This is a genomic window from Rhodoflexus sp. (assembly GCF_053489755.1).
In genome coordinates, this window is the sequence record NZ_JBRCHD010000028.1 from 25,494 (window position 1) to 48,914 (window position 23,421).

Below are 23,421 nucleotides of genomic sequence, written 5' to 3' on the forward strand. Positions count from 1 at the left end.
TTGAACAATTATGAAAAACGTACATAAACTGATGATTCCTGTGCTGGGGCTGTTCGTTGCCCTGACAGGTTGCGACAGACTTAAAGTAATAGACAATCCTGTTGCAATTACCCCTACCAATGCGACCAATCCATCGGGAACAATTGCCTTAGTAGCTAGTGCGTTGAAAAACGGCTTTGAGGCACACCAACAAATCGGCTGGTCGGCTTCGCTCATCGGACGCGAAGAACTTCGCGCGACAGGCTCTGCCGGGCAGTTTATTTTTGCCAATAGGATAGAGGAAGAAGGTATAGTAGCCTTAGATAATTCACAAAATTCTACCAACTCGCGTCGCGCGTACACCGCTCATGCGCTGGTGATTGAGGCTTTGGAAGCCATTCCGCGCAACACTTTCAGTAGCAACCCGCAGCAGGACAGCAAAGCAAAAGCCCTGCTGACAGCCAATGCTAAAGTGATCGAGGGGTTGATGTTTCTGGATTTTGCTAAGTTTTACGAACAGACTCCTGAACCCGGTACGGGCAGGCTGCTTTCGCCTGACGAAGCAAAAGCACGTGCTATTGCCGCATTACAGGCTGCTAAGCAACAGTTTCAGGCATATAGCGCTTTAGCTATACCCGATCCTGTGGTAGGTGGTGTTCCCATTACAACAGGATTGCTACTCAACAATAATCGCTCCGGTGAAAAACTATGCGACTCACTGATTGGTATGTTGCATTTCGATACGGGTACGCGCAATCAGGCAGCAGCATTCTTGCAAAACGGTTATACTGCCGCAGATGCTGCTACGCAGGCAGGCTATCGGGTAATTAATGCGCTGACAGGCCCCGGTCTGTATCCGCCTGCAGTTAACTATATTTCATTCCGCGTGAATGACTTCAGCGATAGCTTTGTACAAAACCGCATCCCGGGTGATGTAAACCGCAGGGGAGCGCCTGTCAACTGGTTTGATCCTTCGGTAGCTATAGAAACGCGCATCAACTACTTTTTCCCTGTGCCTCCCGGTCCGGGTGCAATTACGCCTGTCGTGTTATATCCCATCATCAGTTGGCAGGAGGTGGCGCTAATGCTGGCAGAACTGGGGCAAGCTGACCGCAACACTACTGTATTCAATGTGGTGCGCAGTTGGGGAGTCCCTGAAGCACAGGCGCGTACAGTTGCCGATAACCCAACAGAGTTTCCGCTTGCCCGTGTGGCGCGTTATGAGTACGTCGGCAGAGGTCGTCGCTGGAGTCAGGTGAACGCAGAACGCCCCAATACCTACCGCCGCTGGCCGGTGAGCTTTGAGTTTGCGCTGCGCTAATTATTTCGGCAAATTCGCTGTCGAGGTCTATGACCACCGGCAGGTATTAATTACAACCCTGACAGGCTTCAAAAACTTGTCAGGGTTTGTGTTGCCGATCAGCTGAGCAAAATGGTTTGTACGGGCTTTGAAAAATACTGCACCGCACCGGTGCCAATGCCAATCAGCCGATCGCAGTCAGCACCACTCCGCCAAGCAAGTAACTGAGCGCTACATTTTTGGACGGTGTTTTTCGGGGAGTATGTAGATTTCGTTTTCCATTTTTGTAATTTGTTTCTGTATTGGTCAATATTTGTGTGCTTCAAATCATACATCTTTCCCCGAATTTTTTGTGATATGCTGCTCGGCTTCATTCTGATATACCTGCTTATCACCATGCTAATTGGTTATTGGGCTTCCCGAAGGGTTACTACTGCCGAAGATTTTCTGATAGCGGGCAAACAGTTGCCCATGATTGTTACGGCAACGGCGCTGTTTGCCACTTGGTTCGGTTCGGAAACGCTCATGGGCGCGTCTTCCAAGTTTATTGAGCTGGGAGTGCTGGGCGTAATTGAAGACCCCATCGGTGCGGCGCTTTGCTTTGTCCTCGTCGGGCTGTTCTATGCACGACCGCTGTACAGGCTTAACATCCTCACTATCAATGACTTTTTCAAAATCCGCTTTGGCAGAAAAGCCGAACTGATTTCCGCTATTTTCATGGTTCCCTCCTACTTTGGATGGATTGCGGCGCAACTCGTCGCACTTGCGCTGCTGCTCCAAACCATTACGGGGCTGCCGATGGTTTGGGGCATCTGGCTTTCTATGGGCGTAGTGCTGTTCTATACTTACATCGGTGGCATGTGGGCGATTTCCGTTACTGATTTTCTGCAAACCTTTATCATCATCATCGGGCTGCTTTTTCTGCTGCACCGTCTCTGGGGCGATGTTGGCGGCTGGGAAGCTATTGAGCAACACACGCCGGAAGGATTTTTTGATTACACCCCTGAATTTTCGTGGCATGGTATTACGCACTACATCGCCGCGCTGATTACGCTGGGGCTGGGTTCTATTCCTTCGCAAGACCTTTTTCAGCGCATCATATCCTCCAAATCGGAACGCGCCGCCGTCAATGCCTCGCTGCTGAGCGGAGTGATGTACCTTTCCATTGGCGTAATGCCGCTGATGATTGGGCTTTGCGGTTCTATTCTCTATCCTGACATCATGAAAGGCGATACGCAACTCGCCCTGCCAACAATGGTTATGCGACATACGGACATCTGGCTGCAAATCATGTTCATGGGAGCGCTGCTGTCCGCGATTCTGAGCACTACGAGCGGGGCAATCCTTGCACCTGCCGCCGTTTTGGGTGAAAATATCCTCAAACCACTTTTCAAAGGCTCTACCCTGACCAACCGCCAGGTACTAAACCTGATGCGGGCTTCTGTGGTAGTGGTTGCTGTGCTTTCCGCCATCATGGCAAACCTGCATTCCAGCATCTACGAACTGGCAGCAATGGCATCTGCATTTACATTGGTGTCGCTTTTTGCTCCATTAACCGCCGGATTGTACTGGAAACGGGCAAATTCTTTTGGCGCTATTACCTCCATGATAAGCGGACTCGCTGTATGGCTGCTGTGCATCCTGCTGGATACGGCAACTCCTCCTTTAATTTACGGCACGGCAGTCAGTATTTTTTGTATGATTACAGGGAGTTATATCAAAGAATAATTATGATGAATTTATTGAAGGACTATTGACTCATATTGGTGCTTTTTATATCTTAGTATGCAATTATTACTAACCTTAAATTGTCATTCTTATGAAAAATTCCTTCATTATTTATGTTGCAACAATAATACTATTGTCTGCAACAGTTATTAGCTTGAATAGCTGTCAAACAACTGATCAGCAGCTAAATATTGTAGAAAATGTTGTTTATTTATCCGAAGACAAGAGGGCGTTTCATGTAAATCAACAATCGGAGCTGGATGGTTTAGTCAAAGCATTAGCAAAAGAACGTTCCGAAATAGCTATTGTAGAAGCTGCTTTTACAGAGCTTCAAGATAGTCAAGGTACATTCAAGGCTATTGTAGCAAAGTATCATGTGAACGATGAACTTACACAACTTGTAGTTCCTCTTGTAGAGCACAATGCATCCATGGATTTAAATCCTAAAAATGCTACTGTTTACGCTGTTGGTGAATGCGAAATGAAATGTACAAGCGCATGGGGATGCCAAGAGTGCACACAAGAGATTATTGAAAGATGTAAAAAACAAAAATGCTCTTGTACATCCGGCAGTGGAGGGTGTAGCTCTAAAACTACTTTTCTAAGCCTGTAGTTTTGATCTGATAAGCGCACGAGCCATTCTGACAGTAGATTCAGAGTGGCTTTTTTATATTCCGGTCTGACCGCGATTGACAATCGCAAAGACCGCAGTGTATTTCTGATTATCCCTTCAATTTATTGTCGCAACAACCTTTGTGCGACGCAGCCGTTAAACAACAGGAAATAAAAAAGCTGTTCTGAGACAGAACAGCCTTTCGCTACAACAATTAAAACATATCAACCTATAAATTCAAAGCTATCAAGATGAAACTTATTTATTTTATCTACGTGTTGCCAAACCAAGTGCCAAAACTCGTAAACACGTGACTATCAACACTATAAAATAATTGTTGCAACATCAATCATAGATAATATGTCCGATTTTGTCCAATTTTTGTCCGTTTTCGGACAATGTTACGTGCTGTAACAACTAAATTTTTTAATACTGCTCGTAGAGTTGCCATAGGATTTTCCCCATTTCCTCGCGGATGGTAGCTGTCGGCACCATGAAATGATTGTTCATGTAAGAAAAAATCAGCCTCCTGCCGCTGCGCGTAATGAGAAAGCCGCTCAAGTTGTGGTTATTGCTCAATGTACCCGTTTTGGCATACACCGAAGGAGGATAAACTTTTACATTGCGCAGCGTGCCGCTTTTGCCCGCCTGCGGCAGCAGACTAAACAGCCGCCGCTCACCAACGGAGTCTGTTGCCACTTTCGTGTAAATCTTGCGCAGCAGTTCCACGCAGTTGCGCGGTGTGAACAGGTTGTAACGGGAAAGCCCCGAACCATCCACCCAGCGCGGTTGTTCGCTCAGGTCTGCCAAATGTGTTTTCATCATGTGGCTGATGACTTTGTCGCTGCGGAGGGTAAAACTGCCCGCCCGCAGTTCGCCTGCGCAAAGCAATAGCGTATGCTCTGCCAAAAAATTATCGCTTTCCTGTAACATCAGGCGGTAAAGTTCATCAATTGGAAGCCCGGGAAGCGTTTGCCACTGTCCGCTATCGGGCAGTGCGATATTGACCAACTGCACGGGTCTTTTCAGCGTGTCCGCCAGCAATCGCGCCGTCAGTTCGGGGGAAGTGTAGAAAGGCGTTTCTTCCTCTTTGAGCGTTGTGGGGTTGTAGCGGAAATGATTGTCCGAAAGCCCGCGCATCACGGGGCTGAGCAAGTCTTTTTCAGCGGTAGCATTTGCCGCAAAAAAAGTGGGCACAATTCGCACCTGCTTGTCTTTCTTGCTGAATTGCACGAAGTTGCCATACAGCGGCAGCGGCGATTTTTCGGGCTGGTAGCTGTACAGATAGTCATTCCAAGCCCAGCCTGAGCCGAAGCGCTCGTCGGAAAAATTGGCTGCCGAGTAGAAAATATTGCCCTTTGTCTCTTTGAGAAAATCAACGACGGCGCGGCTTTTCAGGTCGGGGTGCAGTTGCGTAGGGTCGCCCGTCCCCCAGATAATAAGCGAGTCGCCGCGCTGCTGATAGCGCAATGCCGGAACTTTGTCGCCCAGTAGTTCCAGCCCTGCATAGAAGGTAAAAAGTTTGACATTGGAAGCGGGAGTAAAGTACTTCTGCGCATTGTAGGCAATCAGATACTTTTCCGCAGCAAGGTCATAGACGGCAAGCCCGTGGAAACTCCGCTCATAGCTTTTGTTTTTGGCAGCTTGCCGTTCCATGCTCCGCGTGGTCAGGCGAGGGTTGCAGGCTGTGGCAATTAACAGCAGCCACAAGCCTGCATAAGCGTATTTTTTCATCCTTAGCAGCAATTATTTTGCGGCTAAGGTAGCAAATTGTTACTTCATTGCTTTTTTGCGCATTGCCAGTTCTTCGGCGGCTTTTTTGCGGCTGGCGGCGATGCTGCGATTGGCCACAACCAGCACTACGACGATAGCAAGGACAATCAGCGCAAACCAGAGGTGCGAATTTGTGGTTTTGAACTCAAATACGCCTGTCGGCTGTTCTTCACCTGTCTGTTCTTGCTGCGCCCGATTGCTTTGCTGCAAGGTGAGTTCTTCGGCATCTATGGTGCAGTGGCGTTTTACGAGCAGGGAAGCATTGGCTTTGAAGTTTTCATGCGTAAAAAATTCTGTCAGTGGCTCTGCCCAGTCGCTTTGGCGGGGCAGCCACCACGAAACGTCCGCCTGTGGCACTTCCAGAAACTTCTGGCGATTTACCTCCAAGCCGCGCTTTACAGCTACAAAATAATCGTACAGCGGCATAATTGCATAGCTGTTTTCTGTAGCAGCAATCGCATCGGCAAGCGCCTCACTGTTTTTGACTGCCACTGTTTTGGCAGCGCTGTTCAGCTTTTGCAACTCATCATAAGCAACGGTATTTTCTACATAGTAAGCTGTTGCTTCTTTCAAAGCAGCCTTGAGCGCTGCCTCAGAAGCTGCCTGCCGGATGCTCGGATGCGTTACGACTACTAAATTGTTATGCATATAGGGCAGTGAGAGCAAGGCAATCTGCCCCATATCGGGCGTGGCTGACATGGCAGGCATACCAATAGTCCCGTTTTTAACATTAGGGAAATAAGCAGCTAACTCTTCGTAGTTGGATAACTCTATCCAGATAGGCTCAATATTTACATTGTACTTCCTTTTGAGAAAACTAATGAATAGATTAACCATTTCATAGTCAATACCTGTCTGCCGAGCATAGTCGTCCATATAATTGAAGGGGCGGCTCTTGTAGTATAGCAAAATTAGCCTGCCTTCCTGATTGGCCTTGACAGAAGCCCATGTTTCCCCCATAATCGTTACATCTAATAGTTCCTGTGCCAGAACTGCCTGCTGTCTTATGAGCAATACCAGCAATAGACCAACTGTTGTTTTTGTAAAATTATTCAACTGCTTTCTCATGTTATTTGATTGATAGAAAATTATAGACTTGTACACACCGGTCGTACAAAACTGTATCACAAGTGTGCTACTGTACCAGTAGAATGTTTTGATGTGATAAGGGGTAGGCTGCCATGTAGCATACTAAGCGAGCATCGTGCAATATAGGGCAAAATTATTGCCAAAACAGATGATGTGATCCTAAAAGCGTCTTAGGATCTGTGACTGTGGCAAATAGTGTACGCTTTGTCAGTGGTTTTGACAACAGGCAGCAAGACGCAAATAGATAGCTTTCAAATAATGCAAAAAACGCGTTTTTTGAGAAAAAGTCTGCTTTCATAAAGCAAAAACCCTGATTTGGAGCGTTCTGAGGGATATTGAACACTAAAAGAAAAAACTTTGTGGCTGCGCCAGGAATCGAACCTGGATCTTGAGTTCCGGAGACTCACGTACTATCCATTGTACTACGCGGCCCTGTTGAAAGGCTTGCAAAAATATAAAAAGCCCGCCAAACAAGGATACACCTACGGCAGTTATTCCGCTAAAAGTTTTCTCAATCTGTAAACACAATATAATATATTATGGCATTAGCACCCGGTACTCAAGCCCCTGACTTTGAAGGTAAAAATCATGCAGGTGAAACCATTCGCCTATCTGACTTCAGAGGCAAAAAAGTAGTGCTTTACTTTTATCCGAAAGACGATACTCCCGGCTGTACGGCGGAGGCTTGCAATCTGCGCGACAACTACGATCGCTTGCTGGCAGCAGGTTATGAGGTAATCGGTGTTAGTACAGACTCCGAAAAATCACACACTAAATTTAAAGAAAAGTACAACCTGCCCTTCCCGCTGATTGCTGACACAGACAAAACAATTCACCAACTCTATGAAACATGGGTAGAAAAAAGCATGTATGGCAAAACCTACATGGGAACAGCACGAGTTACTTATGTGATTGATGAACAGGGAGTTATTACCGACACGATCGAAAAAGTAAAAACTAAAGAACACGCCTCCCAAATCCTTAAATAGAGACAGTTGAAATAAATCAGAAAGGCTGCTTCAGGGTATTTGCTACTACACTGAGCAGCTTTTCTTTGCTCAGAGGTTTACGACAAAAAGCATTGAAATTGGCTTCCCTGCAAATTTTTTCGTACTCTTCTTCTGTAAAGGCAGTAAGGGCAATTGACTTAAAGCGTTGATGAGGATAACTGCGGCGAATATGTTGCAAAAGTTCAACCCCGTTTTCATCTGAATTATCTAAATTGATGTCCATCAGGATGATGTCTATAGATATTTTTTGCAAAATATGTGATAGTATATTGCTGTTATCGGCAAGGTAAACATTATATCTATCTGAAAGGTACTTTTGAAACACAAAAGCATTAATCATGTCATCTTCAACTACTAAGATGTTTATTTTTTTTGAATCTGCTGATTGTGCCTCAAACTGGGACATAAGTGGAGAGTTATTTATTAATTGAGAGTTTTGCGCAAACTACCCAAGTCAATACTGCAATCTCATTTTAAACGCCTCAAAAGCAAAGTTATGATACTTAGCTGTAAAATAATGTCATTTTTTTAAGTTTGTGGAAACTCATACAGATGTCAGTAATTATTTCTGGGCTTACAAAGCAGTACGGCAGCCAATTGGCAGTTAATCAGGTCTCTTTTCACGTAGGTCAAGGAGAGATTGTTGGCTTTTTGGGCCCCAACGGTGCAGGTAAGTCCACAACTATGAAAATTGCTACTGGCTACCTGCCTGCCACAGCGGGTAGCGTAACGGTTTGCGGCTTCGATGTGGCGCAGCAAACCGCCGAAGTAAAGAAGCGTGTAGGCTATCTGCCCGAGCACAACCCACTCTACTTAGACATGTACGTGCGCGAGCATCTCGAGTTTGCCGGTAAACTACATGGACTCAAAGGGGCGCGCTTGCAACAAAGGGTTGCCGAAATGGTCAATCGCTGCGGGCTGGAACGCGAACAGCACAAAAAAGTCGGTGCACTTTCCAAAGGCTATCGGCAGCGGGTAGGTTTGGCACAGGCACTGATCCACAATCCTCCTGTACTGATTCTAGACGAGCCGACTACAGGTTTAGACCCTAACCAGATTATAGAAATCCGCCAACTGATCCTTTCTACTGCAACTGACAAGACGGTACTACTCTCCACACACATTATGCAAGAGGTGCAAGCCATTTGCCAACGCGTAGTTATTATCAACTTAGGCAAGATAGTGGCAGATGCTTCCGTTAGCGAGTTGACCAGCGATACGAGTCTGGAAGAGGTCTTTCGTCAATTGACGCAGCCCGCGCAATAAAATCCATTGCTTCTTTATTGCGAAGGCGAGCCAAAAAAATATTTTGCGAATAACGGCAAATTATCGGACTAAAAAATTTATTATTCCAATCGGAATATGTAGATTTGCAATGTTAATATTTCTCAATAACACCATTCATTAGTATGCAAAAAGGAACAGTTAAGTTCTTCAATTCCACCAAAGGCTTCGGCTTTATCAAAGCTGATAGAACTGGTGAAGAAATCTTTGTTCACGTTACAGGTCTCATTGACGAAATACGTGAAAATGACGAAGTTACCTATGACACGGAACGCGGCAAAAAAGGTTTGAATGCAGTCAACGTTAGATTAGCCAACTAATTCATTAACGATTGCAGTCCACGGTTAGGCAAGCCGTAGAATATGATTTAGAATGCCTTGTTGCAATTAAAATATATTTTAGGGTTTCCTTTACATGTCAAAACCCCGAAGTACACATAAAGTACTTTGGGGTTTTTGTTTGGCTATCGCGATGTGATATTGAATATAACTCTGCCCACAGTAATAGAAGGGCGAGCGCCCGCCGCAGTCGGGCGAAATGAGACTTCGCGCAGCGCTTCCTCGTAAAGCCTTGCTACCGAGGGACTTACAGAGCGAAATAACAGCCGCACACCTACCACGTCTCCGTTTCTATCTACACGGATTTCAAATTCCAGCCTGCCTGTTTCCGAAGATTTGTCGTTGACCACAGGGCGCGTATCCCACGTCCATCCTGCAAGATCTAAGGCAGTGCCGCCGCTGCCACCGCTGCCCATGAGCGCATCGGTGTTCAGGCTGCCATCGGGTTTGCCCTGATCGCCGGTTGCTCCTGCTACGTTGCCGTTGTTGTTGGCAGTGCTCTTATCGCCGGCGCCTCTGCCACTTTCGGTATTACTTGGCTGTTCGGTACGCTGCAGTTGCTCCGTTGGCCGATTGACCACAGGCGGCGATATTTTCTGATCGTTGCGAATATCTGGGCTGTTAGGATCTTCCGTGACTACCGGACGAGCTACGGGCTGCTCCACAACTCTTTCAGGAGTTGGCTGAGCAGGCTGCGTTGTAGGACGCGTTTCGGTTACGGGCGTTGTGTTGGGGCGCGCATCATCCAGATTGTTATTGTTATTGGCTTTGGACTGGCTCTGTATCCTGCCACTGCCCGCATCAGCCGTCCCAAAATTTACTTCTATGCCATAGACGGGAATAGGAGGATCGGGCGGCGACCATACGACCGTAAAAATAAAGATAGCTAGTAGCGCAGCATAAATCACAATAGTGAATATGCCTGCCAACCGACGGTCTTGTTCCTCGCGTTGGGTGCTGTTCATGGTTAATCGGGTTTGGTGGCGATTGAAACTTTCGCGCGGAGCTTTGTGGCTATGCCCGCCACATCTACCAGATACTGGACAGGTACGTCCTTATCTATCTGCAAAACGACCAAACCATCCTCGCGGTTGCGCAATTGCGCACGCAACTCTGCCTCCAGCCGCTCGTAGGGAACGCCAATTTCATTGATAAAATAGCGCCTGTCTTTGGTGATGCTGACGCTGATTTTAGGAATTACCTTGCCGCCTGCCTTGCTTGTCGGTACGTTGATGGGAAGCCCCGAGGGGGTAACAAAGTTAGAGGTGAGCAGGAAGAAGATGAGCAGCAGAAAAACCATGTCCGTCATAGAGGACATGTTAAAATCTGCACTGACTTTATTTTTTGAACCAAGTGCCATTTTGAATGATCGTTAAAAGTAAATGGGCAGATTAAGCTTGTGGGCGTTCGAGCAGTTCTACAAACTCAATCGTAGTCAGTTCCATGTTATAGATTACTTTCTGGATTTGGGTTACCAGATAGTTGTAGCCTACGTAGGCAATGATGCCGACAAACAGGCCTACGGCAGTGGTAATCATTGCCTCGTAGATACCGGCAGAAAGCAGTTTAGGGCTGACCGAGCCTTCCTGCTGCGCAATAGCAATAAAGGCAGAAATCATACCTGTTACCGTTCCGAAAAAGCCAATCATGGGGGCAGCGCCGGAAATAGTTGCCAAAATGCCCAAATTTTTCTCTAACCGGTAGATTTCCAGTTTGGCAGCGTTTTCTATCGTGGCTTCTATGCTTTTCATATCAAAACCAAGCTTACCGATGCCTCTATCCAACATGCGCGAAATAGGATTGTCTTCTTTGGCGCAAATAGCGCGCGCTTTTTGAATATTGCCTTCCAGCACCGCTTTTTTAACCTTTTCAAATAATTCCTCAGGGTTTTGTGAAGCCCGTGTAATATTCAAATAGCGTTCAATAAAAATAAAAAGAGCGGCAGCGCCAAGCAGCGCCAGCGGAATCATAATCAGACCGCCTTTCATCAAAAGCCCGATGAGCGTAATTTCATCATTCATGTCGTAGCCTTCGGTGGCTAAAATATCTGTCTGCAAGAGTAGCATAGCAAATGGTTAGGTTTAAAATTGGGGTATTGATTGTTGTGCCGCTAAATAATACTAAAATGAATTTAATCTCAGTGTTTTCCGCGTAAAACTTGGCGTTCTTTGCGGTAAAAAAGATTCAACCGCTGCAAATAGGTTGCATTGGTAAAATACAACCTAATATCGTTAAAATAATAAATTATCATACCAATTATTTCTCAGGCATCAAAACAAGTTCGCTAAGGCGGTCTTCTGCAAACACCTCACAGGCAATTTCCTGCAAATCGGCGGCGGTGATGCGTTCAATGCGTTCAAAAATTTCGTTTAGGCTCTCTACGCGTCCTAAGTCAAGAATGCTTTTGCCCATCATTAGCATCATGCCGAGGTTGCTCTCTTCTGCCATAGCCAATTGCCCCATGAATTGTTGCTTACAGCGCTGTAATTGCAAAGCGCCGAGCGGTTGTTCGCGCAGTTTCTGCAACTCTTTCATTACAAGGCTTTTACACTTATTGAGCGCGTTGGGGTCAGTGGCAAAATAAATGCTGAACGTTCCGGCATCCAAATAGATGTTATAGCCCGAATCTACACTGTAAACCAAGCCGTGTTTTTCGCGCAGGCTCATATTGAGGCGCGAGTTCATACCCGGCCCGCCGAGCAAATTGTTGAGCATAAAAAATGGAATCCGCCTTTCGTCGTACAAATTGTAGCTATGTCCGCCAATGAGGCAATGCGCCTGATGAATCGGGCGGTATTGTACAACCCGCTGCGGGACATAATCCTGCGGTTTTCGGCGGTTCAGCGCGGCGGTAGTTTTTGGCAAATCGCCTAAGTATTTTTCGGCCAACTGTTTGGCTTTTTCAAAGGCAATATTGCCTACAACCGATACAACGATGCGATTGCTTTGCATATGTCTGCGTACAAAATCCAAGAAATGCTGCCGCGTGAAGCTGCCTATGCTTGCCGTCGTGCCTATGATGTTCCAGCCCAGCGGATGATTGGGGAACAAAATTTGGTCAAAAGCATCGTAAATCGCGTCGGCGGGGTCATCTTCATACATTGCCATTTCTTCGAGAATAACGGTCTTTTCCTTTTCAATCTCCCTTTCGGGAAAGATAGAATGAAAGGCAATATCCGACAGCAGTTCCAGCGCTTTTTCAAAGTGAGATTCCATCACCGAAGCATGAAAACACACCTTTTCTTTGGTCGTATAGGCGTTCAGTTCGCCACCAACATCCTCCAAACGGCTTAGGATATGGTAAGTTTTGCGTTTTTCCGTGCCTTTGAAGGCCATATGCTCCCAAAAATGAGCGATGCCCTGTTCGTGAGAGCGCTCGTCGCGGCTGCCGACATCCAGAATGATGCCGCAATGGGCAATTTTTGTGTGCAATACGCGCTTATGAACCAAACGCAAACCGGAAGGAAACTCGTAGAGTTCGTAATCTTTCATAAGACTTGCAAAAATAAGCGATTATCGGCAAAAAGAGCAGAGCGGCTTATGCCGAAAAATAAATCCGCTTGACCCGCTCGCCGATGCCGGTCAATACCTCGTAAGGAATAGTATCTAACTGATTAGCAAAGCTTTGCAGCGTTGCTGTATCGTAGAAAACAAACGCCTCGTCGCCTTCTTGCGCTTCGGGGATGTGGGTAACATCGGCCATGCACATATCCATGCAGATGCGCCCTACCGTTGGAGCTCGTTTGCCGTGAATTCGGAAATATCCCTTGCCGTTGCCCAGCGAACGCCGGTAGCCATCCGCATAGCCAATTGCCAGCGTTGCGATACGCGAAGGTTGGGTAATTACCCCATGCCTCCCATAGCCGACCGTGTCGCCCGCTATGAGGCTTTTAATTTGCGAAATAGTGGTTTTCAGCGTTGCAACTGATTGTAAGTGAGATTGTTGTGCGCCATTAGCTTCTATGCCATACAGACCAATACCCAGCCGCACCATGTCGTATTGCGCTTCGGGGAAGCGCACAATGCCAGCCGAGTTGAGGGCATATTTGATGACAGACCTTCCCCAAGCGCTTTCTATTTGTGTGGCAGCCTGTTCAAATAAGGATAATTGTCGCCGCGAAAATGTCTCTAAACGTTCTTCATCAGCGCCCGCCAGATGGGTAAAAACACCACTAATATTTATTTTTTCTCTATTTTGACCAATAATTGCACATAGTTCGTTAATTTCATCGGGAAGAAAGCCTAAACGGTGCATACCTGTATCAATCTTCAAGTGGATCGGTGGCCATGAGAGGCTGCCCGAAGCTACAAACCGCAACCACTCCTGCAAAATGCGAAAACTGTAAATTTCAGGCTCTAATTGGTAGCGGTGCAACATTGCAAAACTATCAAGTGATGGGTTCATCACCATGATGGGCAACGTAATGCCCTGTTGCCGCAATGCAACACCTTCATCCGCATAGGCAACTGCCAGATAATCACAACCTTTTTGCTGGAGATACTGCGCAATTTCGTGGCTGCCGCTGCCATAGGCAAACGCTTTGACCATCGCCATTATTTTTACGCCCGGACGCAGCAGGCTTTTGTAGTAACCCAAATTATGTCCGACGGCATCCAGATTAATTTCCAAACGCGTTCCGTGTATTTTTTCTTCCAATCGTGCAACAATCTGTTCAAATTGAAAGATACGAGCGCCTTTAATTAAAATATTTTCTTCTATGAAAGAAATTTCGCCATTGTCAATCGCCGCAAGCAACGATGCGGTATCGGGAAAACGCTGTATCGAGAGGGCTGATGAACTTTGCAAATTAGCCCATTCCTGCCCGACCAGCAGCAAGCGGTCAATAGCAAAGCGACTGGCAAGTGCCGATACTTGGTCACATATAGCTGTTGGTGAAAGACCGCTTTGCAGCATATCGGATAATATCAGCGTGCGGGGGCGATTGGGCAAAGCATGAAGCGCCAAAAACTCCAGCGCAACCCGTAAACCCGCCAAATCATTATTGTAACTATCGTCAATCAGCGTACAGCGGTTGATGCCTTTTTTGCGCGCCAACCGCATGGCAGGTTGCATATGCGAGTTTAATATTTTTGACAATGAATTGTTAATGTAGTTTACATCCCTTGTAAGATACCACATAGCAACGACGCAGTGTAGCGCATTCTCCAGCGATGCCCAATCAGCAAATGGCAGCTGTAGGCGTGTTGGCTGATGAGGATTGAAGCAAATATCTAAGGTTGTTTTTTTGTCTTTTTTTTCTATGTTTTTTATCCTGATGAAACTCTCTTCAGACTCGCCCCAGCTCAAGAGTAGGCAATCGGGGCGGGACTTGTGCCATGCGGCAATCTCATCGCAAAGTTCATGCTGCCAAGTGCTGAATATCAGTACCTTAGCATTGTAGAATAGTTGTAATTTTTCCCTGATTTTCTCGCGGCGGCTGCTGAACCCTTCGTCGTGTGCTGTACCAATATTGGTAAAAATACCGACCATAGGGCGAATTATATCGGCTAAGACTTTCATGCTGTTGCGCATGGCAACCCCTGCTTCAAAAATGCCCAGCGTGTGATGTCCGCTCATTTGCCAGACAGATAGCGGCACGCCCAGCTGCGAGTTGTAGCTTTTGGGGCTTTTCACAATGTTAAATTTTTCTGCCAGCAACTCTGCCAGCCATTCTTTGACGATAGTTTTGCCATTGCTGCCGGTAATTGCTATGACGTTGTAACTAAATTGTTGCCTATGTATCGCGGCAAGGTCTTGTAAAGCGCGGAGCGGATCTGATGCTGCCAAATAATATCCATCTAAGTTTTCGGGTATATGGCGCACGATGAAGAACCGCACACCTTTGGTATGTACATTGGCAACAAACTGATGTCCGTCAACGTGCTTTCCTTGCAAGGCAATGAAAATGCTGTCAGACGCATTTTGAGGCGTAATCGAGCGGCTATCGGTTTGTAATTGCCGCCCGTAGGATGCCTCATAAAAAGCACGGACATCATCAAAAACAAGCTGCATGAGTAGTTCTACTTAGTCAAATTGAGTAAATCTCAGGATTTATCTGCAAAGAAAGAGGACTTATCTTTGCACTAGATATTAATTGGATTAAAGCCAAGTGGCATTAAGATAATTAATAAGGGGTAAATTTAAACAACGCTGAAACAGTCGTGCCAATATTTGGGGCGACTGTTTTTTTATTGCCCTCTCTTAGTAGGTTTACATCGGAGATTTCCCTAATAAATGTTCGCACTTGTAATTTCTTGTTTGCTGCTACCATGTTATCTTTGTAAACGACAAGTTTAACAAATCCATAACTTTTTCAGATAATGGCATTCGATATAGAAATGATCAGAGCCGTGTATGCACGCATGGGTGAGCGCATAGAAGCGGCAAGAAAGACGCTTGGTAGGCCAATGACGCTAAGCGAGAAGATCTTGTATTCTCACTTATACAAAGATCAGCAGTTAGCGGCTTTTGAGCGCGGTAGAACCTATGTTGATTTTGCCCCAGATCGCGTGGCTATGCAGGATGCAACGGCTCAAATGGCGCTGTTACAGTTTATGTCTGCGGGCATTCCTCGAGTTGCTGTGCCTTCTACGGTACACTGCGACCACCTCATTCTAGCAAAAACAGGTGCAAAAGAAGACCTCAAAGTTGCCAACCAGACTAATAAGGAAGTATATGACTTTTTGAGTTCCGTATCGAACAAATACGGCATCGGCTTCTGGAAGCCGGGTGCAGGCATTATCCACCAAGTGGTATTGGAAAACTATGCGTTCCCCGGCGGTATGATGATTGGTACAGATAGCCACACGCCTAACGCGGGCGGATTGGGTATGGTTGCTATCGGTGTAGGCGGTGCCGATGCAGTGGACGTGATGGCTGGCATGGCTTGGGAGCTGAAAATGCCCAAACTAATTGGGGTAAAACTCACCGGCAAAATGAGCGGTTGGACTTCGGCCAAAGACGTTATCCTCAAAGTAGCCGGCATTTTGACCGTATCGGGCGGCACTGACGCTATTGTAGAATATTTTGGCGATGGCGCGGATAGCATCTCCGCCACAGGCAAAGGCACTATCTGCAACATGGGCGCTGAAATTGGCGCAACTACCTCTATTTTCGGCTACGACCGGCATATGTACGATTATTTGATAGCTACAGGGCGTAAAGATGTGGCTGACTTAGCCGAGCAACACAAAGAACATTTGCGTTCAGATGACGACGTTTATGCAAATCCTGAAAAATATTTTGACCAACTCATTGAAATTAATTTAAGTGAATTAGAGCCGCACATCAACGGCCCCTACACTCCCGATTTGGCATGGCCGCTTTCTAAGTTCGCCAATGCGGTACGCGAAAAAGGTTATCCCGCCAAATTGGAAGTAGGGCTGATTGGTTCTTGCACCAACTCTTCCTACGAAGACCTGACCCGTGCGGCATCCATAGCCAAACAAGCCGTTGATAAAAAACTGAAAGCCAAAGCCGAATTTACCATTACACCGGGTTCGGAACAAGTACGCTACACAGCTGAACGCGATGGGATTCTGGGTGTCTTCGACCAAATCGGCGGCGTAGTGCTGGCAAATGCCTGCGGCCCTTGCATCGGTCAGTGGTCGCGCCACGTAAACGACCCGAACAAGCCCAACTCAATCATTACTTCATTTAACCGCAACTTTGCTAAGCGCAACGACGGTCTTTCTTCTACACATGCTTTTGTAGCTTCTCCCGAAATTGTTACCGCGTTTGCCATTGCAGGTGACTTGACTTTTAACCCCATGAAAGACAAACTCGTGAACGAAGATGGACAGGAGGTAATGCTGGACGAACCACAAGGTTTGACTGCGCCTCCGCAAGGCTATGCAGTAGAAGACGCGGGCTATCAGGCCCCGGCCGAAGACGGCAGCAAAGTGCAGGTAATCGTAAGCCCAACTTCTGACCGCTTGCAAATCCTTGAACCTTTCAAACCATGGGAAGGCACCGACCTGAAAGGTCTCAAATTACTCATTAAAGTAAAAGGCAAGTGTACAACCGACCACATCTCTATGGCAGGTCCGTGGTTGAAATATCGCGGACACTTAGACAATATTTCCAATAATTTATTGATTGGTGCTACCAATGCTTTCAATGGTTCAACCAACAGCGTTAAAAACCAATTGACAGGCCAATACGGCGAAGTGCCAGCCGTGCAACGCGCTTACAAGGCGGCAGGTATCGGCTCAATCGTTGTAGGCGATGAGAACTACGGCGAAGGCTCCAGCCGAGAACACGCTGCAATGGAGCCCCGCCACTTAGGCGTTCGTGCAATTTTAGTCAAATCTTTTGCCCGTATCCACGAAACTAACCTGAAAAAGCAGGGGATGTTGGCACTGACTTTCGTTAATAAGGAAGACTACGACAAAGTACAGGAAGATGATAGTATTGATATCATCGGGCTGACCGAGTTTGCGCCGGGTAAAAATCTCACTATTCGCCTGACTCATGCAGACGGTTCGGTAGAAGAATTCCCTGTAAAGCACACCTACAACGAGCAGCAAATCGGCTGGTTCAAAGCCGGTTCTGCCCTCAACCTGATTGCTGCTAAGAGCAAGTAGGCAATAAAAACTTTTTAGTACAAGCGCCACTCCTAATTTTGGGATGTGGTGCTTTTTATTTCAGCCTATCCGCTAACGGGACTGGAAATAATAGTAAAATGAATCATATACCACGTAGATTTTGAGGATGTCCAAAAAGTAACACGGACTTTAGTCTGTGACTTTTTAATCACTTGATAATCAAATAGCTACATACTAAAGTCTGTGCTGCATTCAGCCTTTTTCTCCGGCCTCTGCATATTGGTAACATTGAAATCAACCCTGCCTCCTTTTTTCCTGCTCCGTAGGGACTGTATAGGTAATTTGTCAAGCCTCTAATCGAGCAATGGAAGAGAGGACAATGATTATGTTACTAATATTTAACCTCTTCGGGGTAATTTATCCATCCTGCAATTCATAATGGTATAAAGTTTTCTGACACAATTACCTGACGCAACAGCAATATGTAGAACTTTCAAACACTTACATGCTTATGTGAGTAAAGATGCAGAAACGATGAAAAAGGTTGCCCGGACAGGGTCGGAGCGATAAAAAAAGCCATCCCGATAATTCAGGACGACTTTACGTGTTTTCGGCAGGACTCGAACCTGCAACCTTCTGATCCGTAGTCAGATGCTCTATCCAATTAAGCTACGAAAACGGCTTTGATGCCACAAAACTATACCCTGTGATGAATTATGCAAGTGCCGGATAACGAAAAAAAACTACCGATGCTTTAACTCTCTGAAAATGAAACAGATTATTTTTGCATCCTTATTTTGATGTCATTTTGTCAGCCCTAAGGCTTGTGGCAAATGAATTGATGAATTATAGTTGCTAAAATCTGATAGACTTATGGAAGAATCTACAAACAATACTCACGATAAAGATATTAACGAACATGCTTCTGAAGAAAAATCGCATGAGCATTACGAGGGAATTGCAGCACACGTGCCTGAACCCGATGCAATTGAGAAACTCAGAGACGAAGTAAATGAGGCTAAGGACAAGTATCTGCGCCTCTACGCCGATTTTGAAAACTATCGCAAGCGCGTAGCTAAAGAAAAAATAGATTTCCTCGTTACTGCCAATGAGGAGCTGATTTTGAAATTACTACCTATTTTAGATGACTTTGAGCGTGCGCAAAAGTCGCTTGAGACAGACGCACAGCAGAATGAAGCAGCTCGACAAGGTTTTGAGCTGATCTACTCTAAATTCCTGAAGGTACTGGAGGGAAAAGGCTTGAAAGCAATGACTTCTAAGGGTGAAGTATTTAATCCCGATCTTCACGAGGCGATCACACAGTTCACAGCCCCTTCCGACGACATGAAGGGCAAGGTGATAGAAGAAGTAGAAAAAGGCTATTTACTGGGTGAAAAAGTAATCCGATTTGCCAAAGTGGTAGTAGGTGTGTAGAAAAGTTAAAGTTTTGAGGCAATGACAGTCAAAAGAGACTATTACGATATTCTGGGCGTAAATAGAGGCGCTTCAGCAGACGAGATTAAAAAGGCCTACCGTCGGACGGCTATCAAGTACCACCCTGACAAAAATCCGGGCGATAAGGAAGCAGAAGAAAAATTTAAAGAAGCCGCAGAGGCCTACGAAGTACTTAGCGATCCTGACAAAAGGGCGCGTTACGATCGCTTTGGACATCAAGGAGTGGATAGCAGCAGATTTGGTAGCGGAAGTGTGAACACGGAAGACATTTTCTCTTATTTTGGAGATATTTTCAACAATAGTCCCTTTGGCGATATTTTCGGCGGCGCAGCGAGTAGCAGGCGCTCGGCTCGCAAAGGAACTAACCTGCGTATCAAACTTAAACTTACCCTCCAAGAGATTGCTACAGGTGTAGAAAAGAAAATCAAAGTGCGCCGTCAGGTAGCTTGTAAGAGTTGCAATGGCACAGGTGCTAAAAATGGTACAGCATTTACTATCTGTACAACCTGTAATGGCACAGGCCAAATCAAGCAGGTGGTTAATACCATGCTGGGGCAGATGGTGTCCACGAGTACTTGCCCTGCCTGCGGTGGCGAGGGTAAAACTATCAGCGAGCGCTGCGGAAACTGCGGTGGTGATGGTACAGTGCTGGAGGAAGAAGTAATCCCAATCAAAATCCCCGCAGGTGTAGAAGAAGGTATGCAGTTGCAAATGAGTGGCAAGGGCAACTTCCCTCCGCGCGGTGGTGTACCCGGCGACCTGCTGATTGTTATCGAAGAAGAGGAAGATGCTATACTGAAGCGAGAAGGCAACAACATACATTTTGATCTCTACCTGAGTTTTGCAGATGCTGCATTGGGAACGACTGTAGAAGTGCCGACCATAGACGGCAAAGCAAAAATAGATATTGCCGCAGGAACGCAAAGTGGTAAAGTGCTGCGTCTCAAAGGCAAAGGCATCAAAGAACTAAATGGCTATAGCATAGGCGACCAGTTAGTCCATATCAATATATGGACACCCAAAAATTTGAGCAAGGAAGAGCGTATCATGCTGGAAAAACTGCGCGATTCACCTAATTTTAAGCCAAGTCCGGAAAAAACCGAAAAAGGCTTCTTCGATCGCATGAAAGAATATTTCCAATAAATAAAACTTTGTAACTGTTGCTCGTCTACGCCCTATTGTCATTAGCCAGAAGGTGGCGAAAATTTGTCTCACTGATCCTGATTTACACCCTCACAGTAGCGCTTTTCAGTTCTGCTGTTTTTTTTAGCGATGCTGTCCGCAAAGAGTCTAAAATTATACTTGCAGACCTTCCCGAACTTTGGGTACAACAACTGGCGGGTGGGCGGCTTGTGCCTCTAAAAGCCGGCATTATTGATTCGCTGCGCAATATGCGCGGTATCAAAAGTGTGCATGGGCGCATCTGGGGCTACTGGTTCGACGGCGCAACGGGGGCTGTCCTAAGCATCGTAGCAGCCGATACAACACTCGGCGGGCTTCCGCTGATGGGTAAGGCTACGCTGCCGCGCTTAGACTCCGGTCAAATTCTGATTGGCAGCGGACTTGCCGAACTCCGCAGCCTTACTACAGGCGATTTCCTAGCAATCACCGATGTCGGAACTTCTACTTTTCAGTTTGAAATTGTAGGGCAGTTGCCCCCCGAAACCGCGCTACTCTCTCGCGACTTGATTGTGATGCACCCCCAAGATGCGCGGAAAGTATTGCAATATGCCGATCATCAACTAACCGACGCAGCAGTACGCGTGCGGAATCCTGCCGAAGTAGATAATATTGGCAAAAAAATAGATCTGCTTTTCCCTGATCTGCGCGTTGTGAGCAAATCGCAGTTGACAGCTACCTATGAGGCCCTGTTTGGCTGGCGCGGTGGCTTGGTCATGTACGGCGGATTATTTGCTTTACTGGCATTTCTGGTGTTAGCTTGGGAGCGCGCTTCGGGCTACAGCCGCGAAGATCGCCTCGAGTTGGGCATCCTCAAGGCTTGCGGCTGGCAAATTGACGAAGTGTTGCGCCTGAAACTGCTCGAAGGTTTCCTGATCTCATTTACCGCTACTGCACTGGGAATTATTTTAGCATGGTTGCATGTCTTTTTTGCGGACGCTTACCTGATCAAGCCGCTCATGGCCGGCTGGTCTGTCCTGTACCCCTCTTTCCGACTTTCTCCCTATGTAACAGGCAGCAGTTTATTGTTTATCATGTTGCTGTCTATCGTTCCTTATATGGTGGCTACGCTGATTCCTGCGTGGAAAAGTGCGATTACAGATCCCGCCGAAATCGTACAAGGTTGAGTTTTTCTGTTTTACTTTGTTCGCCAAAACTTGGATTTCGGCTAAACTTTGCTTTTTTTGCCTTGCTAAACAACAGAAAATGAATCTGAATTCACTATTCCGACGCAAAAAAATAGAAGACATAATGGCGAGTCGCGATGAAGTGACTCATGGAGGCTCACTGCAAAGACACCTGAGTATTTTAGATTTAACAGCCTTTGGTATTGCTGCTATTGTAGGTGCAGGGATTTTCAGTACCATTGGCAATGCAAGCGCAGCAGGTGGACCGGCAGTAGTTTTTCTCTTCATTTTTACTGCCATAGCCTGCGGTTTTTCTGCGATGTGTTATGCCGAGTTTGCCAGTACGGTTCCTGTGTCGGGTAGTGCCTATACTTACGCCTATGCTTCATTTGGCGAACTAGCAGCATGGATTATTGGCTGGAATCTGCTAATGGAATACGCTATTGGCAATATTGCCGTTGCCATTTCATGGAGCGATTATTTCACGGGGCTGATGAGCGGCTTTGGTTTGAATATACCGCCGTATTTTTCGATGGACTACCTGACTGCTGCCCGCGTTCATGCTGAGGTAACGGAGGCATTGGCAGCAGGCAAAGTACTCAGCGATTTTCCTTTGGTCTCTCGCGAGGCATACGAAGCATGGGAAAATGCTCCGCGCATCGGCAACTTCCGCGTGATCGCTGATATTCCTGCCTTAGCAATCGTTTTTGTGATTACCTATCTGGTTTATATCGGGATTCGCGAAACGAAAAATACCGCTAACCTGATGGTTGTTTTCAAATTGGCGGTCATTCTGGCAGTTATTGCAGTAGGTGCGTTCTACGTACAGACCGACAACTGGTCGCCATTTGCTCCCAACGGAGTGGAAGGAGTATTGAAAGGTGTTTCGGCGGTGTTCTTTGCCTACATCGGCTTTGATGCAATCTCCACAACAGCAGAGGAGTGTAAAGATCCGCAGCGCGATCTGCCGCGTTCCATGTTCCTGTCTTTGATGATTTGTACAATCCTATATGTAGTGATTGCATTGATTCTCACAGGGGTTGTTCCTTATACAGAATTAGCTGTCGGCGATCCGCTGGCACACATCTTTGCGTTGATCGGTCTGAATTTCATGTCGGGTCTGGTAGCTCTAAGTGCGATTATTGCTATTGCCGGCGTACTGCTCGTATTCCAGATGGGGCAGCCGCGTATCTGGATGGTAATGAGCCGCGATGGACTCATGCCGCGCAAGTTTGCCCAGATTCACCCCAAATACAACACCCCCTCGTTTTCTACCATCGTAACAGGGATTGTGGTTGCCGTTCCTGCACTTTTTATGAACCTGACGGAAGTTACAGACCTGACGAGCATCGGAACGCTGTTTGCCTTCGCAATCGTTTGCGCCGGAGTGCTGTACATGGAGCAGCACGGACTCAATAAGAATGCACGTTTTAAGATCCCCTATATCAGCAGCCGATGGATTATTCCCAGTATCTTACTCGGAGTAGTTGCGCTGCTGATGACCTACATGCCCGATAGCGTAGCTGAATTTTTGACCTACGGCGACTGGGAAACTTTTAAGTACAAAATCCCCATGTGGGGCTTTATTGTTGTTTGTATCGCAGCGGCAATCTACAGCATCGTGCTACAGCCTTCACTGATCCCTATGCTGGGTTTGCTCTGCAACCTTTACCTGATGACCGAACTCGGACTGACCAACTGGACGCGCTTCCTGATGTGGACTTTCGCGGGCATCATCATCTACTTTGGATACAGCTACCGCAGCAGTAAGTTAGCAAAAGGCAACCAATGAGCCGGCGTGGCTTATTTCATTTTTTCAACCGGCGTAAAAGTGCCGCCGTTTTTTGGTGTAAACCAGTTAGCAAATACTATTAAAATGAACCATCTATCATGCGGTTTTTGAGGCCGTCTAAAAAGTAACACAGACTTTAATCTATGATTTGTTAATCACTTGATAATCAAATAGCTACAAACTAAAGCCTGTGCTACATTCAGCCTT

Annotated in this window: 19 protein-coding genes and 2 tRNA genes; 11 read left to right on the forward strand and 10 right to left on the reverse strand. The window is 46.5% G+C overall.

Annotated elements, in window-relative coordinates:
* Positions 1-10 precede the first annotated feature (10 nt).
* The 3 genes from ACWIP2_RS06355 to ACWIP2_RS06365 all read left to right on the forward strand — a co-directional run bounded on the left by ACWIP2_RS06355 (position 11) and on the right by ACWIP2_RS06365 (position 3,620).
* Complete coding sequence (locus tag ACWIP2_RS06355) at positions 11-1,300, forward strand: hypothetical protein (protein WP_448519073.1); 1,290 nt, start codon at positions 11-13, stop codon at positions 1,298-1,300.
* A gap of 336 nt (positions 1,301-1,636) precedes the next feature.
* Positions 1,637-3,007, forward strand: a complete 1,371-nt coding sequence (locus tag ACWIP2_RS06360) for a sodium:solute symporter family protein (RefSeq protein ID WP_448519074.1) — start codon at positions 1,637-1,639, stop codon at positions 3,005-3,007.
* A gap of 91 nt (positions 3,008-3,098) precedes the next feature.
* Complete coding sequence (locus ACWIP2_RS06365) at positions 3,099-3,620, forward strand: hypothetical protein (protein ID WP_448519075.1); 522 nt, start codon at positions 3,099-3,101, stop codon at positions 3,618-3,620.
* 426 nt (positions 3,621-4,046) lie between these two features.
* Here the strand turns inward: ACWIP2_RS06365 and ACWIP2_RS06370 are convergent, their stop codons facing one another.
* The 3 genes from ACWIP2_RS06370 to ACWIP2_RS06380 form a co-directional block, all read right to left on the reverse strand.
* The gene (locus ACWIP2_RS06370) at positions 4,047-5,354 is read right to left on the reverse strand and encodes a D-alanyl-D-alanine carboxypeptidase/D-alanyl-D-alanine-endopeptidase (protein WP_448519076.1); all 1,308 of its coding nucleotides are present in this window, start codon (positions 5,352-5,354) and stop codon (positions 4,047-4,049) included.
* Positions 5,355-5,393: 39 nt separating this feature from the next.
* Positions 5,394-6,461, reverse strand: coding sequence for a hypothetical protein (locus tag ACWIP2_RS06375; RefSeq protein WP_448519077.1), 1,068 nt, complete (start codon positions 6,459-6,461; stop codon positions 5,394-5,396).
* Between the two features lie 381 nt (positions 6,462-6,842).
* Positions 6,843-6,914, reverse strand: a tRNA-Arg gene (locus ACWIP2_RS06380).
* A gap of 107 nt (positions 6,915-7,021) precedes the next feature.
* Here ACWIP2_RS06380 and bcp point away from each other — a divergent pair.
* Positions 7,022-7,471, forward strand: coding sequence for a thioredoxin-dependent thiol peroxidase (gene bcp, locus ACWIP2_RS06385; protein WP_448519078.1), 450 nt, complete (start codon positions 7,022-7,024; stop codon positions 7,469-7,471).
* A gap of 16 nt (positions 7,472-7,487) precedes the next feature.
* On the opposite strand, the gene ACWIP2_RS06390 is transcribed toward bcp, so the two are convergent.
* Positions 7,488-7,898: a response regulator gene (locus tag ACWIP2_RS06390; protein WP_448519079.1), complete on the reverse strand. Its 411-nt coding sequence runs from the start codon at positions 7,896-7,898 to the stop codon at positions 7,488-7,490.
* A gap of 146 nt (positions 7,899-8,044) precedes the next feature.
* Between ACWIP2_RS06390 and ACWIP2_RS06395 the strand changes: the two genes are divergently transcribed.
* On the forward strand, positions 8,045-8,758 hold the full coding sequence (locus tag ACWIP2_RS06395) for an ATP-binding cassette domain-containing protein (protein WP_448519080.1): 714 nt from the start codon (positions 8,045-8,047) through the stop codon (positions 8,756-8,758).
* Positions 8,759-8,901: 143 nt separating this feature from the next.
* On the forward strand, positions 8,902-9,096 hold the full coding sequence (locus ACWIP2_RS06400) for a cold-shock protein (protein ID WP_448519081.1): 195 nt from the start codon (positions 8,902-8,904) through the stop codon (positions 9,094-9,096).
* A gap of 143 nt (positions 9,097-9,239) precedes the next feature.
* Here ACWIP2_RS06400 and ACWIP2_RS06405 read toward each other — a convergent pair whose 3' ends face one another.
* The 5 genes from ACWIP2_RS06405 to ACWIP2_RS06425 form a co-directional block, all read right to left on the reverse strand.
* Positions 9,240-10,079, reverse strand: a complete 840-nt coding sequence (locus ACWIP2_RS06405; protein WP_448519082.1) for a hypothetical protein — start codon at positions 10,077-10,079, stop codon at positions 9,240-9,242.
* A gap of 2 nt (positions 10,080-10,081) precedes the next feature.
* Positions 10,082-10,474 carry an ExbD/TolR family protein gene (locus ACWIP2_RS06410; protein ID WP_448519083.1) on the reverse strand — a complete coding sequence of 131 codons (393 nt, stop codon included), beginning with the start codon at positions 10,472-10,474 and terminating at the stop codon, positions 10,082-10,084.
* Between the two features lie 31 nt (positions 10,475-10,505).
* Positions 10,506-11,180, reverse strand: a complete 675-nt coding sequence (locus ACWIP2_RS06415) for a MotA/TolQ/ExbB proton channel family protein (RefSeq protein ID WP_448519084.1) — start codon at positions 11,178-11,180, stop codon at positions 10,506-10,508.
* Between the two features lie 190 nt (positions 11,181-11,370).
* Positions 11,371-12,606 (reverse strand): M16 family metallopeptidase, encoded by a 1,236-nt coding sequence (locus ACWIP2_RS06420; RefSeq protein ID WP_448519085.1) that lies wholly within the window; start codon positions 12,604-12,606, stop codon positions 11,371-11,373.
* Positions 12,607-12,652: 46 nt separating this feature from the next.
* A complete protein-coding gene (locus tag ACWIP2_RS06425) occupies positions 12,653-15,127 on the reverse strand; it encodes a bifunctional UDP-N-acetylmuramoyl-tripeptide:D-alanyl-D-alanine ligase/alanine racemase (RefSeq protein WP_448519086.1) in 2,475 nt (824 codons plus the stop codon).
* A 308-nt stretch (positions 15,128-15,435) separates the two neighbouring features.
* Here ACWIP2_RS06425 and ACWIP2_RS06430 point away from each other — a divergent pair, with 308 nt between their 5' ends.
* Complete coding sequence (locus ACWIP2_RS06430) at positions 15,436-17,700, forward strand: aconitate hydratase (RefSeq protein ID WP_448519087.1); 2,265 nt, start codon at positions 15,436-15,438, stop codon at positions 17,698-17,700.
* A gap of 566 nt (positions 17,701-18,266) precedes the next feature.
* Here ACWIP2_RS06430 and ACWIP2_RS06435 read toward each other — a convergent pair.
* A tRNA-Arg gene (locus ACWIP2_RS06435) sits at positions 18,267-18,340 on the reverse strand.
* 194 nt (positions 18,341-18,534) lie between these two features.
* Between ACWIP2_RS06435 and ACWIP2_RS06440 the strand changes: the two genes are divergently transcribed.
* The 4 genes from ACWIP2_RS06440 (at position 18,535) to ACWIP2_RS06455 (ending at position 23,214) form a co-directional block, all read left to right on the forward strand.
* A complete protein-coding gene (locus ACWIP2_RS06440) occupies positions 18,535-19,095 on the forward strand; it encodes a nucleotide exchange factor GrpE (RefSeq protein WP_448519088.1) in 561 nt (186 codons plus the stop codon).
* Positions 19,096-19,116: 21 nt separating this feature from the next.
* Entirely contained in the window at positions 19,117-20,259 is a 1,143-nt protein-coding gene (gene dnaJ, locus ACWIP2_RS06445) for a molecular chaperone DnaJ (RefSeq protein ID WP_448519089.1), read from the forward strand.
* A gap of 17 nt (positions 20,260-20,276) precedes the next feature.
* Positions 20,277-21,422, forward strand: coding sequence for an ABC transporter permease (locus ACWIP2_RS06450; RefSeq protein ID WP_448519090.1), 1,146 nt, complete (start codon positions 20,277-20,279; stop codon positions 21,420-21,422).
* Between the two features lie 79 nt (positions 21,423-21,501).
* Positions 21,502-23,214, forward strand: a complete 1,713-nt coding sequence (locus ACWIP2_RS06455; RefSeq protein WP_448519091.1) for an amino acid permease — start codon at positions 21,502-21,504, stop codon at positions 23,212-23,214.
* The last annotated feature ends 207 nt before the right edge of the window (positions 23,215-23,421 follow it).

What these genes read in the sequence shown, in the direction of transcription:
- ACWIP2_RS06355 (WP_448519073.1), top strand. Translation starts at nt 11, where the DNA reads ATGAAAAACGTACATAAACTGATGATTCCTGTGCTGGGGCTGTTCGTT.
- ACWIP2_RS06360 (WP_448519074.1), top strand. Translation starts at nt 1,637, where the DNA reads ATGCTGCTCGGCTTCATTCTGATATACCTGCTTATCACCATGCTAATT.
- ACWIP2_RS06365 (WP_448519075.1), top strand. Translation starts at nt 3,099, where the DNA reads ATGAAAAATTCCTTCATTATTTATGTTGCAACAATAATACTATTGTCT.
- ACWIP2_RS06370 (WP_448519076.1), bottom strand. Translation starts at nt 5,354, where the DNA reads ATGAAAAAATACGCTTATGCAGGCTTGTGGCTGCTGTTAATTGCCACA.
- ACWIP2_RS06375 (WP_448519077.1), bottom strand. Translation starts at nt 6,461, where the DNA reads ATGAGAAAGCAGTTGAATAATTTTACAAAAACAACAGTTGGTCTATTG.
- bcp (WP_448519078.1), top strand. Translation starts at nt 7,022, where the DNA reads ATGGCATTAGCACCCGGTACTCAAGCCCCTGACTTTGAAGGTAAAAAT.
- ACWIP2_RS06390 (WP_448519079.1), bottom strand. Translation starts at nt 7,898, where the DNA reads ATGTCCCAGTTTGAGGCACAATCAGCAGATTCAAAAAAAATAAACATC.
- ACWIP2_RS06395 (WP_448519080.1), top strand. Translation starts at nt 8,045, where the DNA reads ATGTCAGTAATTATTTCTGGGCTTACAAAGCAGTACGGCAGCCAATTG.
- ACWIP2_RS06400 (WP_448519081.1), top strand. Translation starts at nt 8,902, where the DNA reads ATGCAAAAAGGAACAGTTAAGTTCTTCAATTCCACCAAAGGCTTCGGC.
- ACWIP2_RS06405 (WP_448519082.1), bottom strand. Translation starts at nt 10,079, where the DNA reads ATGAACAGCACCCAACGCGAGGAACAAGACCGTCGGTTGGCAGGCATA.
- ACWIP2_RS06410 (WP_448519083.1), bottom strand. Translation starts at nt 10,474, where the DNA reads ATGGCACTTGGTTCAAAAAATAAAGTCAGTGCAGATTTTAACATGTCC.
- ACWIP2_RS06415 (WP_448519084.1), bottom strand. Translation starts at nt 11,180, where the DNA reads ATGCTACTCTTGCAGACAGATATTTTAGCCACCGAAGGCTACGACATG.
- ACWIP2_RS06420 (WP_448519085.1), bottom strand. Translation starts at nt 12,606, where the DNA reads ATGAAAGATTACGAACTCTACGAGTTTCCTTCCGGTTTGCGTTTGGTT.
- ACWIP2_RS06425 (WP_448519086.1), bottom strand. Translation starts at nt 15,127, where the DNA reads ATGCAGCTTGTTTTTGATGATGTCCGTGCTTTTTATGAGGCATCCTAC.
- ACWIP2_RS06430 (WP_448519087.1), top strand. Translation starts at nt 15,436, where the DNA reads ATGGCATTCGATATAGAAATGATCAGAGCCGTGTATGCACGCATGGGT.
- ACWIP2_RS06440 (WP_448519088.1), top strand. Translation starts at nt 18,535, where the DNA reads ATGGAAGAATCTACAAACAATACTCACGATAAAGATATTAACGAACAT.
- dnaJ (WP_448519089.1), top strand. Translation starts at nt 19,117, where the DNA reads ATGACAGTCAAAAGAGACTATTACGATATTCTGGGCGTAAATAGAGGC.
- ACWIP2_RS06455 (WP_448519091.1), top strand. Translation starts at nt 21,502, where the DNA reads ATGAATCTGAATTCACTATTCCGACGCAAAAAAATAGAAGACATAATG.